Origin of the sequence: Nocardia sp. NPDC051570 (assembly GCF_044454005.1) — a bacterium.
GTDB lineage: Bacteria > Actinomycetota > Actinomycetes > Mycobacteriales > Mycobacteriaceae > Nocardia.
This window is the reverse complement of the sequence record NZ_JBITDI010000004.1, coordinates 439,854-450,927: the sequence shown is the minus strand read 5'-3', so window position 1 is coordinate 450,927 and position 11,074 is coordinate 439,854. Positions and strand designations below refer to the sequence as shown.

Genomic DNA, 11,074 nt, shown 5'->3' with positions numbered 1-11,074 from the left:
GCGGGGACGTGGGGGTGGCTGCGCCGGGCGGGATTGCCGGAGGACGCGGCGGATAATATTGAGCGAGTAAGCGATTCGGTGGGGCAGAGGAGTTGCGATGTCGTTCGAACGCGGGCTGCTGGTCGAGGCGTTGTTGCCGCGGGGGTGGCTGGTGCTGGCGGCTGTCGTTCTCGGGATTGCCGTGTTCGTTGCGTTGTTGGTATTGCTTCTGGTGAGCGGCAGCAACTTTCACGAGCCGGTGAACGATATTCCCAAGGGGTCGTGTTATCCGTTCTGCACGGCCAGTCCGGAGCCTCCGCCGCCGGGCTGGCAGTAGCTAGCTGACCCAGACCCCTTTGCCGACGGTCACCACGCCGCCGTTGCTCACCGCGAAACGCTGCCGGTCGCGGTCCAGGTCCACGCCGATGATCTCGCCCTCGCCGACCATCACGTTCTTGTCCAGGATCGCGCGGCGCACGACCGCTCCGCGGCCGACGCGCACACCGGGCATGAGGACGCTGCCCTCGACGGTGGCGCCGTCCTCCACGAACACGTTGGAGCTCAACACCGAATTGCGGACCGTCGCCGCCGAGAGGATGCTGCCCGCGCCGACGATCGACTCCTGGGCCAGACCGCCCTGGGCGAATTTGGCGGGCGGCAGATTCTCCGCCGCGCCGCGAATCGGCCAGTGCCGGTTGTAGAGATTGAAGATCGGGTGCACCGACACCAGATCCATATGCGCGTCGTAGAAGGCATCGATGGTCCCGACGTCGCGCCAGTAGCCGCGGTCCCGGTCGGTGGAGCCGGGCACATCATTGAGGGCGAAGTCGTAGACGCCCGCCTCGCCCTGCGCCACCAGCGTCGGGATGATGTCGCCGCCCATATCGTGATCGGAATCGGAATTGTCGGCGTCGGCGCGGATGGCATCGACGAGCACCTTCGTGCTGAATACGTAGTTGCCCATGGACGCGAAGGTGACATTCGGATCATCCGGAGTACCCGGCGGATGCACGGGTTTCTCCAAAAACCCCGTGATGCGGCCGGATTCGTCGGAATCGATGCAGCCGAACGCGCTCGCCTCGGCGCGCGGCACCCGGATCCCGGCCACGGTCACTCCGGCGCCGGAATCGATATGGTGCGCCACCATCTGCTCCGGATCCATCCGGTACACATGATCCGCGCCGAAGACCACGATGTAGTCCGGATCCTCATCGAAGATCAGATTCATCGACTGCAGGATCGCGTCCGCGCTGCCGGTGTACCAGCGCGGCCCGAGCCGCTGCTGCGCGGGCACGGGGGTGATGTACTCCCCGGTGAACCCCGACAGCCGCCAGGTCTGGGAGATATGCCGATCCAGCGAATGCGACTTGTATTGAGTGAGTACGCACAGGCGCAGATATCCGGCATTGACGAGATTGGACAGCACGAAATCGATCAGACGGTATGCGCCGCCGAACGGGACCGCGGGTTTCGCGCGGTCCTTGGTGAGCGGGAACAGACGCTTGCCCTCGCCGCCGGCGAGCACGATCCCTAGTACGTGCGGCTGGCTCCTCACAACCCTAAACTACAGGGTTCCGTGTGTTTGATCGCGACGTTGCGGGCGTCGACCGGGCGCTGCGGGTGGTCAACCTGGTAGGGGAGCGTTTAGTTTGGAGCGGTGAGTTTCGGCGCGGAGGGTGGTCCCGAGGCGACGGGGCCGGCGGAGCGGTTGCGGGTCGCCATGCTGACCCGTGAGTGGCCGCCGGAGGTGTACGGCGGGGCCGGGGTCCATGTGACCCAGTTGGTGCCGCAGCTGCGCCGGATCTGCGAGGTGACCGTGCACTGTATGGGGCTGCCGCGGCCGGATGCGGTGGTGCACCAACCGGATCCTGCCCTCTACGCGGCGAATTCGGCGCTGCGGATGATGTCCGCGCAGCTGCGCATGGCCGATGCGGTGGGCGGGGTCGATGTGGTCCATTCCCATACCTGGTACACCGGACTGGGCGGGCATCTGGCGGCCACGCTGCACGGGATTCCGCATGTGCTGACCGCACATTCGCTCGAGCCGCGCCGCCCTTGGAAGGCCGAGCAGCTCGGCGGCGGCTATCGGCTGTCGTCCTGGTCGGAGCGCAATGCGATGGAATACGCCGACGCCGTCGTCGCCGTCAGTGAGGGTATGCGCCGCGATGTGCTCGACGCCTATCCGACGATCGATCCCGCGCGAGTACATGTGGTGCACAACGGAATCGACGCCAACGCCTGGCATCCGGGCGGTCCCGCGCCGGAGGCCGCCGATGTGCTGGCCGAACTCGGCGTGCGCACCGATCTGCCCATCGCCGCCTTCGTCGGCCGGATCACCCGGCAGAAGGGCGTCGCCCATCTGCTGCGCGCTGCCCGCGATTTCGATCCCGATATCCAATTGGTCCTGTGTGCCGGAGCGCCCGATACCGCCGAACTGGAGGCCGAGGTGTCGGCGGCGGTCGCCGAGCTGGCGCGGCTCCGCGGCGGGGTGTTCTGGGTGCGTGAGATGCTGCCCACCGAGCAGGTGCGCCAGATCCTCTCCGCCGCAACGGTATTCGTCTGCCCCTCGGTATACGAGCCGCTGGGCATCGTCAATCTCGAGGCCATGGCCTGCGGCACCGCCGTGGTCGCCTCGGATGTGGGCGGCATTCCGGAGGTGGTCGCCGACGGCGTGACCGGCCGCCTGGTGCATTACGACGGCGAATACGCCGCCGATTACGAGCGCGCCCTCGCCGAGGCGGTCAACGCGGTCGCGGGCGACGCCACGCTCGCACAGGCGATGGGCGTCGCGGGCCGCGACCGCGCCACGGCCGAATTCGATTGGTCCCAGGTCGCCCGGCAGACCGTGCGGCTCTACGACCGCATCCGCAAGGGTTGATATCCGGGCAGGCAACGGTCGGCGGGCCGCAGCGCCCAGGACGCGACGGTCAGGATCGTCATCACGGCCAGGACCGCGACCTCCGCGCGGGCATAGCCGGTGGTCAGATGTGAGGCGATCGCACCGGTGTAGGTGAAGAAGGCCCCCGCGTAGGCCCATTCCTTGACCAGCGGCCACCGGGGAACCGCGATCGCCGCGGCGCCGAGGATCTTCCAGATTCCCAGCAGGACCAGGAAATACGTCGGATAGCCGAGATGAATGATCATGTCGCGCACGAAATGGATCCGCGCGATATCCCACACCCCGCCGACGACCGATTCGGCGACGATGGCCACTGTCGCCACCCAATAGGCGACGGCTCGATACGGAATCGCGTGGGCTCGAGGAGAAACCGAGGCGTCCACAATTCGAGCCTACGCGCGGGGCGTCCCGCGCGATCGGTTTCGCGGCTAGCGCGGGCGATAGGTCGACACGATCACCGAGGCCGTTACTTGCACGATCTCCGGTAATGCCACGATGCGCGCGGTGCGGGCCTCGGCCGCGTGATGGGCCGAGGGACCCATGGCCGCGACATTGCCGATATCGGTGCGGCCGAGTCGCATCGGATATTCGACGAGGGTGCTGTCGAGTCGGTCGAAGCGACCGGACAGGGCGTCGGCCAGGCGGTCGTCCTTGGCCGAGTCGACGCTGACCATGCCCAGTGGCTCGATCAGTTCGGCCAGATGCCGGTGCGTCGGGGTGACGACCACGAAGTGGCCGTCGGGTGCGAGTACGCGCGCCACCTCGTCGGGATTGCGTGGTGCGAATACCGACAGCACATGGGTCAGCGCCGAATCTCGAACGGGCAGGCCGCGCCAGGCGTCGGCCAGCACCGCGGCGGCACGCGGATGCGCGCGTGCGCCGCGGCGCGCGGCGGGCTTGGCGACATCCAAGGCGATCCCGTCCGCGTCCGGTGCGGCGTCGAGTGCCGCGGCGAGGTAGTAGCCGGTGCCGGAGCCGATCTCCAGCAGCGCACGCGGGGGCGATGCGGTCGCGATGACCGCCGCGACCAGTGCGTCGGCGATCGGGGCGAAATGTCGTTCACCCTGAAAGGCGGCTCGTGCGTCCAACATGGCCGCGGTGTCGCCGCTCATCTTGGTCGACGCACCGGTCAGCAGGCTCACGTAGCCCTGACGGGCGATGTCGAAACTGTGCCGACGCGCACAAACCAGCGAGCGATCGCGCACGGTCAAGGTGTCCCCACATTCGGGACAGGCCAACAACCGCGCGATCGCGGTGAGCGGCTCGGCGCCGGAGTTCACCGGCATCGATGCGACGAGCGACTAGCTGGTGACTTCGGTGAGCTCTTTGCCGAGGGCCGCGGCCTCTTCCGGCGTGAGCTCGACGACCAGACGCCCGCCACCCTCGAGTGGAACCCGCATGACGATTCCACGCCCTTCCTTGGTTGCCTCGAGGGGACCGTCCCCGGTGCGGGGCTTCATGGCCGCCATCCTCTGCTCCCTCCAGATCCGCGCGGTCTGCTGCGCACTTTCTTGGAACTCGTGTGTTGTCACCAACAGGCAGCCGCCGCGCGCGAGAATTCGCGCTCGGAGGGCTGCACCACGCCCATTCTTCCTCATCACGGAACTGGGCGGGTACCTGAGTTCGAAAACCGACCGCCGTGGCGCGTGTTCACCCGCGCGGATCGACCCAGCAATCGGCCAGATGATCGTCGACCATACCGGTCGCCTGCATCAGGGCATAGGCCGTGGTGGGACCGACGAAACGGAAGCCTCGGCGTTTCAGTTCCTTTGCCAGAGCAACGGATTCGGGCGTGACCGCGGGCACGTCGGCAAGTGTCCGGGGGCGCGGGCGCGTCGCCGGGGCGAAGGACCACAGCAGCTCGTCCAGGCCACGATCGAGATCGGCAGCAACTCGCGCGTTGCCGATACAGGATTCGATCTTGGCGCGATTGCGCACGATGCCCGGATCGGCCAGCAGCCGCTCGACATCGGCGGCGGTGAAGGCCGCGACCCGATCGATGCCGAAGCCGTCGAACGCCGAGCGGAACGCGGGGCGCTTGCGCAGGATCGTGATCCACGAGAGACCGGACTGGAAGGCCTCGAGGCACATCCGCTCGAACAGCGCGTCGTCGCCGTGCACGGCACGGCCCCATTCGGTGTCGTGGTAGTCGCGGTACAGCTGTGAGGATTCCGCCCAGCCGCAGCGGATCCTGCCGTCGGAGTCCGGCATCGCGGCGGCATCGGCGGGGGCGCTCATCGGATATCCCGGGAGGCGTCCGCATGCGGATCCTCGACGAGTTGTGCGGGCGTTTGTACCTGCGGGATCGGCGGGGCCTGCCCGTTATCCGGCGGCGGCGCGGACTGCTCGCCGCGGACCTGGGCCAGCTGGACCTCGAGCTCGTCGATGCGGGCGGCCAGGCGGGTCAGCGCCCAGTCCACCTCACCGGCCTTGTAGCCGCGCAGCACCTGCTGGAAGCGCAGCGCGCGCACATCCACGCCGCCGATGTCCTCGGCCGGCAGCATCGTGGTCGTGGTGCCCTCGGGCAGCGGGCCCAGCTCCTCCCCGCGGCCGAATACCGCGCTCGCGACCAGGAACAGCAGCGCGGCGACCAAGCCGACGATGAGCACGTACAGCAGCAACGTGAGCATAGGGACGAGGATAGGGGGCAGGGGTGACAGATTCGGCCCGGCGCTCGCCGAGCCGAGCCCTCATCGCCCGGCTCGGCGCCGCATACCGGTTTGCCATGAGATAGCTCAGCGTTCGCCAGTGCGGCGGAAGCAATAGGCCGCCGCGGCGAGGTACTGATGGCAGCCGCCGCCGTGTCCGGCGTGCACGGCCAGGATGAACCGGGCGCGGTCGTAGCTCAGGTCGGTCGGCTCGCCGGCGCAGTTACGGCTGTCGGCCAGCCATAGATCTCTGATATCAGGGGGTGGCGCGTACATCGGGTACCTCCAACTGGCGAGCGGTGCATCCGGCGCCGGCCGACCGGACCATGGGGATCGCGGGCCCGATTCGGATTGTCACGGCTGCGAAGGTTGTGCCTCGACGCCGGATGCACTTAGTACTTTCGCCGTGTTCGGACCGATATGAAATCGCATACCGTTGGCGTTGGTGTTGGCTTACTGTTGGCACAGGGAGCTGTGAAACAAGGACGTAACATGGTGTTGGGCCGACCCTGGACCGGATTCGAAGCGGTCGCGCTGCAGGAAGCGACGCGAAAGTCCGTGCGGGAGTTCGCCGCTCACCTCGGCGTCGAGATGACGACGGTGGCCAACTGGCGGGCCGGACTGAGCGCGGTGACCCCGCGGCCGCTCACCCAGGAGTTGCTCGACACCTTGCTGGTGCAGGTCGGCGCGCAGGTCCGCGAACGCTTCGAGCAGATCCTCGCCGAGGGGGAGCAGGCCCTGGGCTCGCGCCGATTGCCCGCGCGCCGAACGGTTTCCGCGCCGCTGCCCGCGGCGGCGTCCGGTCAGGACACCGCGTTGCTGGTCCGGCTCGACGATGCCCGCGCCCTGGTCGATCGCACGCTGGCGTCCTGCACCGTCGGGCCCGCGATGGTGGAGCTGATGGAGGAGCGCGCCGCCGGGCGGGTGCTCGGCTACACCCGGACGCCGCCGTCGCAGGTGCTGGCCACGGTATTGCCGGATGTGCTGGAGGTGCAGGCGATCTCGACGCAGCGCCAGCCCGCGGCCGTGCAGTCGCGACTGTCGGAGGTCACCGCGGTGCTGGGTCTGCTGATCGCCGACGCCCTGATGAAGCTCGGCCAGATCGAGCGGGCCAACTTCTGGTACGGCACCGCGCGGATGGCCGCCGACGATACCGGTAATCGGCGGCTGCGGGCCCGGGTGCGCGCCCAGCACGCCATGCTGCCCTACTACTACGGCAGCCCGGAGCAGGCGGTGGTGCTGGCCCGGGCCGCACAGGCCCAGCTGCCCGAGATCGCCGATGACGCAACGGCTCTGGCGGCCGCCGCGGAGGCCCGGGCGCTGGCCCGGCTGGGCGATGTCGACGGTGCGGAATCGGCGATGGCGCGGGCGCGCACACGCACCGCGGCGCTCGGGGATATGACCTCGGACGAGGCATTCCGCTTCGGCGAGAAGAGGTTACTGCTCTACCTGTCCGGCACGCTGACCAATCTCGGCCGCATCGCCGACGCGCGCCGCGTGCAGGAACAGGCGTTGCAGCTGTATCGCGGCAGTCCCGGGGTGGTGGTCGATCCGGCACTCATCGAGTTGGATATCGCGATCGGTTACGCGCTCGAGGGCGCGGTGGACGAGGCGTGCGCGCTGGCCGTGCGGGTGCTGACCACGCTGCCCACCGAACATCGCACCACGATCGTGGTGTCGCGGGCGGCCGCGGTGGTCGATGCGATCCCCGAGACGGGCCGGGGTCGCCGGGCGGTGGAGGAATTGCGGCATCTGGTCGCCGCCGGAGCGGACGAACCGCGGTGATCATGATGTCCGAACCGGCGGCGACTGGGGCGTCCGCCGCGTGGTTCACCCCGCGCCGGACCCGCTGGATCCTCGAACGAGCGTGTGCCCAGGCCGGTTTCGACGCCGCCGGGGTCCAGCTGCTGCGCCATCACACCAATGCCGTGTACCGGCTGGTGAGCACGCCGGTCGTGGTGAAGATCGATCGGCCGTTCGGGGTGCGGGCGCCGGTGGATGTGGTGTCGCTGGTGCGCTGGCTGCAGGCGCAGGATGTGCCGACCGTGGCGCTGGCCGGGGCGGTGCAGCCGGTGCACATCGGGGGCTGCGCGGTGACGTTCTGGCGCTATCTACCGCAGCGGCGACCGATCGTCGCCGCCGATCTGGCCGAGCCGCTGGCGCTGCTGCACGGCCTGCGCACCCGCCCGGCGCAGTGGCTGCCGGACCGGCATCTCGACGACGCCTTCGCCCATATCGCCCATGCCATCGAGGCGAGCACCATCCTGTCGCCGTTCGACCGGCGACTGCTGCACGATGAGCGCATGCGCCTGGCCGCGCGCACCGACGAGATCGACTACTTCCTGCGCCCCGGCCTCATCCACGGCGACGCACATCATCGAAATACGCTGTGGGACAGCCGATCCGCGCGCGGCGTGCTGTGCGACTGGGAAAGCGTCGCACTCGGCCGCCCGGAATGGGATCTGGTCACCATCGAGGTCCACTGCCGCCGCTTCGCCCATCCACCCGTCGAATACGAAAAGTTCTGCCGCGACTACGGTTTCGACATCCGCGATTGGACGGGTTATCCCTGGCTGCGAGACCTCCGCGAACTCCGCATGATCACCACGAATGCCTACAAGTCCGCCCCGGATTCCCCGAGCGCCCGAGAGGTGTTGCGCCGCATTCAGGGTCTGCGCGAGCGCCGCGCGGTGACCTGGAACATCTTGTAAATCAGCCCTCGACCACCCGGCGGCCGGTCAGCGCATCGAGATCGATGGTGAGTGGACAGGGTGACTCCACAGTGACGACACCCGTGGCGCGCGGTGTGATGTGGTACTCGCCGGTGGTGTCGAGGGTGAAAATCGTCAGGCCCACGGAGTCGGTGTTCACGATGTCGATCACCCAGTAGTTCGCGATCTTGTTGGCGGCGTATTCGCCTGCCTTGATGGCGTAGTCGCGGATCGCGGACTCGACGGAGGAGACGATCTCGATGGCCAGGACGATCTGCTCGCTGCGGACACGAGTCTGTTCGTCGACCTCTACCGGAGCAACCACCAAGTCTGGCACTCGGCGGGGCGACCGACCGCTGAGCTCGGCTTCGATCTCCGGGAAAGCCTCCCAGCCCGATGGCAGTTGACTGTCGAGCTGCATAGCGAGGCGCTTCATCACACGACTGTGCGGCGGCGCTGGGCGAGCGTTCACGAGCAAGAGTCCATTCTCGATCTCGTAACGATGGGAGGTATCGACGGGCAGAGCGTCGAATTCTTCCACGGTGATCGACTGCTCGAGGGGCCTTTGTGTCATCTCCACAGTCATCATCGCCTCCGTGTACCGGCCGCAAGGTGTGTGCGTTCCGACCACATCATTGCATCTCGGGAGGTCCGGCGTCGCTGAGGAAATCCTCTCGCCCGGACAGGCTAGAGATGCCGCGTGGTGTCGATGCTCAGGGACATGCCCGCCAGGCCGCGGCGGCGGACGGCGAGTTTCTCCGAGATGTCGAGCAGGGCCGCGGCCGCGGGGTTGGTCGGGTCGCGCAGGACCAGGGGAGTGCCCTCGTCGCCCGCCTCGCGGAGTTCCTGGGTGATCGGGATCTGGCCCAGGAGAGGGACTTCGGCGCCCACGGCGCGGCTGAGGCGGTCCGCGACGGCCTGGCCGCCGCCGGAGCCGTAGAGGTCCATGCGGGTGCCGTCGGGGAGGTCGAGCCAGGACATGTTCTCGACGACTCCGGCGATGCGCTGGCGGGTCTGCAGCGCGATCGCGCCCGCGCGCTCGGCGACCTCGGCCGCGGCGGGCTGGGGGGTGGTGACGACCAGGATCTCGGCGTTCGGGATGAGCTGGGCGATGGAGATCGCCACATCGCCGGTGCCGGGCGGCAGGTCGAGCAGCAGGACATCCAGGTCGCCCCAGAACACATCGGCCAGGAACTGCTGCAGCGCGCGGTGCAGCATCGGGCCGCGCCACACCACGGGCGTATTGCCCTGGGTGAACATGGCGATCGAGATGACCTTCACATCGTGCGCGACCGGCGGCATGATCATCCGCTCGACCTGGGTGGGCCGCTGATCGGTGCCGAACATGCGCGGTACCGAATGGCCGTAGATATCGGCGTCGAGTACGCCCACCGACAGTCCGCGCGCGGCCATCGCCGCCGCGAGATTGACCGTGACAGTGGACTTTCCGACGCCGCCCTTACCGGAAGCGACCGCGTACACGCGGGTCAGCGAACCGGGCTGGGCGAACGGGATGACCGGCTCTGGCGAATCGCCGCGCAGCTTCTTGCGCAGGTCGGTGCGCTGCTCATCGCTCATCACATCGAGTTCGACGGTCACCGCGCCCGCGCCCGGCACATCGGCGACGGCCTTCTGGACCATCTCGATGAGCTTGGAGCGCAATGGGCAGGCCGCTGTCGTCAGATAGATCTCGACATGGACACCGCCGTCGGCGGCGATCGCGACGCTCTTCACCATGCCGAGTTCGGTGATCGGTTTGCGGATCTCCGGGTCGTTCACCTTCGCGAGAGCGCCCCGCACATCCGCTTCCGTAACCACTGGCATATCGCCGAGTTTAGCCGCGCGGGATCCTGGCGTTCCCTTGGCCGGGATCAGATCCTGGGCAGTTGGCCGGCCTGTGGTGCGACGCCCGTGCGGTACGCCACCTCCCAGGCCATCACGTTCGCCACGTAGGCCATCGAATTGTTGTAGCGCATGATGGCTTTGGACTGCTGGGACAGGTCGTTCATGTCCAGCCCGCCCGAGCACAGGTACTTGCCCGCGGTCAGCGCCGCGTCGTACATGTTCTGCGGATCGGAGATGCCGTCGCCGTCGCCGTCGCCCGCGTACTTGCGGTAGGTCTCCGGCAGGAACTGCATCGGGCCGACCGCGCGGGCGTAGCCGCGCATGCCGCCGTCGATTTCGCCGTCGGTCGCGTGCACGACGTTGTTACCGGACAGGCTGCCGTCGAGCACCGGACCGTAGATCGGATCCAGCGGATTGCCCTTGGCGTCCATCTTGCCGTACGCGTGATGCGATTCGATCCGGCCGATACCGGCCAGGACCGACCACGGCATATGACAGGTCGGTTCCTCCTGCGCCAGAATGCGTTCGGCGTTCTGGTAGGCCGCGTAGGCGACGCCGGGAATGCCCAGCGGTCCGGCGGGGACGTCCGCCGCGACCCGGCCGTCCGGCTGCGCAACGGTTTTCACGATCGGCGGCCCGGGGTGGCGGGCGGCGTGCATCAATTCGTCGCCGACCGGCGCGCCGACGGCCTCGACCCTCGGGGCCTGCTCACTTCGAGCGTCCTCCGAAAGATCGTGCGACGCGGCCAAGGTCGCATGTTCGACGGTGCCCACTTCCGATGCCGAGGCCGCGCTCACCGCGACGAATCCGGCAGGCACCAGCCCGGTCAGGGCGATGACAGATCCACGCCGAACGGTGACTGTCGGCTGCTTTCGGTGACGTCCCACTGTGCGGTGGCCCTCCAATGCTCGCTGTGAGCTTTTCGTGACACAACGAGATGAGGCTACCGCATCCGAGACCTTTTCGTTACTTCTTCGTGACCGAGTTCGTCG

The 11,074-nt window shown here is 68.0% G+C and carries 14 protein-coding genes; 4 read left to right on the top strand and 10 right to left on the bottom strand.

The window, feature by feature from the left end; all coding sequences use genetic code 11:
- Window positions 1-97: 97 nt before the first annotated feature.
- Window positions 98-316, top strand: coding sequence for a hypothetical protein (locus ACIA76_RS12245; protein WP_397151480.1), 219 nt, complete (start codon window positions 98-100; stop codon window positions 314-316).
- On the opposite strand, the gene glgC is transcribed toward ACIA76_RS12245, so the two are convergent.
- Complete coding sequence (glgC, locus tag ACIA76_RS12240) at window positions 317-1,534, bottom strand: glucose-1-phosphate adenylyltransferase (protein WP_397151478.1); 1,218 nt, start codon at window positions 1,532-1,534, stop codon at window positions 317-319.
- A gap of 153 nt (window positions 1,535-1,687) precedes the next feature.
- On the opposite strand from glgC, the gene glgA reads away from it, so the two are divergent.
- Window positions 1,688-2,857, top strand: a complete 1,170-nt coding sequence (gene glgA / locus ACIA76_RS12235; RefSeq protein ID WP_397151962.1) for a glycogen synthase — start codon at window positions 1,688-1,690, stop codon at window positions 2,855-2,857.
- On the opposite strand, the gene ACIA76_RS12230 is transcribed toward glgA, so the two are convergent.
- The 6 genes from ACIA76_RS12230 to ACIA76_RS12205 all read right to left on the bottom strand — a co-directional run bounded on the left by ACIA76_RS12230 (window position 2,833) and on the right by ACIA76_RS12205 (window position 5,802).
- The gene (locus ACIA76_RS12230) at window positions 2,833-3,261 is read right to left on the bottom strand and encodes a DoxX family protein (RefSeq protein ID WP_397151476.1); all 429 of its coding nucleotides are present in this window, start codon (window positions 3,259-3,261) and stop codon (window positions 2,833-2,835) included. The genes glgA and ACIA76_RS12230 overlap by 25 nt on opposite strands.
- 45 nt (window positions 3,262-3,306) lie before the next feature.
- The gene (locus ACIA76_RS12225; RefSeq protein ID WP_397151474.1) at window positions 3,307-4,164 is read right to left on the bottom strand and encodes a putative RNA methyltransferase; all 858 of its coding nucleotides are present in this window, start codon (window positions 4,162-4,164) and stop codon (window positions 3,307-3,309) included.
- Between the two features lie 15 nt (window positions 4,165-4,179).
- Window positions 4,180-4,347 (bottom strand): DUF3117 domain-containing protein, encoded by a 168-nt coding sequence (locus ACIA76_RS12220; RefSeq protein WP_019929283.1) that lies wholly within the window; start codon window positions 4,345-4,347, stop codon window positions 4,180-4,182.
- 181 nt (window positions 4,348-4,528) lie between these two features.
- Window positions 4,529-5,116: a DNA-3-methyladenine glycosylase I gene (locus tag ACIA76_RS12215; RefSeq protein ID WP_397151472.1), complete on the bottom strand. Its 588-nt coding sequence runs from the start codon at window positions 5,114-5,116 to the stop codon at window positions 4,529-4,531.
- Window positions 5,113-5,508, bottom strand: a complete 396-nt coding sequence (locus ACIA76_RS12210) for a DivIVA domain-containing protein (protein WP_397151470.1) — start codon at window positions 5,506-5,508, stop codon at window positions 5,113-5,115. The genes ACIA76_RS12215 and ACIA76_RS12210 overlap by 4 nt, the downstream gene beginning before the upstream one ends.
- A gap of 105 nt (window positions 5,509-5,613) precedes the next feature.
- Window positions 5,614-5,802 (bottom strand): hypothetical protein, encoded by a 189-nt coding sequence (locus ACIA76_RS12205; RefSeq protein ID WP_397151468.1) that lies wholly within the window; start codon window positions 5,800-5,802, stop codon window positions 5,614-5,616.
- 216 nt (window positions 5,803-6,018) lie between these two features.
- Here ACIA76_RS12205 and ACIA76_RS12200 point away from each other — a divergent pair, with 216 nt between their 5' ends.
- Window positions 6,019-7,311: a hypothetical protein gene (locus tag ACIA76_RS12200; protein WP_397151466.1), complete on the top strand. Its 1,293-nt coding sequence runs from the start codon at window positions 6,019-6,021 to the stop codon at window positions 7,309-7,311.
- Between the two features lie 5 nt (window positions 7,312-7,316).
- Entirely contained in the window at window positions 7,317-8,237 is a 921-nt protein-coding gene (locus ACIA76_RS12195; RefSeq protein WP_397151464.1) for a phosphotransferase family protein, read from the top strand.
- Window position 8,238: 1 nt separating this feature from the next.
- Here the strand turns inward: ACIA76_RS12195 and ACIA76_RS12190 are convergent, their stop codons facing one another.
- The 3 genes from ACIA76_RS12190 to ACIA76_RS12180 are packed head-to-tail and all read right to left on the bottom strand — an operon-like array spanning window position 8,239 to window position 10,969.
- A complete protein-coding gene (locus ACIA76_RS12190; RefSeq protein ID WP_397151462.1) occupies window positions 8,239-8,868 on the bottom strand; it encodes a Uma2 family endonuclease in 630 nt (209 codons plus the stop codon).
- Between the two features lie 56 nt (window positions 8,869-8,924).
- Window positions 8,925-10,061: an Mrp/NBP35 family ATP-binding protein gene (locus ACIA76_RS12185; RefSeq protein WP_397151460.1), complete on the bottom strand. Its 1,137-nt coding sequence runs from the start codon at window positions 10,059-10,061 to the stop codon at window positions 8,925-8,927.
- A 47-nt stretch (window positions 10,062-10,108) separates the two neighbouring features.
- Entirely contained in the window at window positions 10,109-10,969 is an 861-nt protein-coding gene (locus ACIA76_RS12180) for a lytic transglycosylase domain-containing protein (protein WP_397151458.1), read from the bottom strand.
- Window positions 10,970-11,074: the final 105 nt, after the last annotated feature.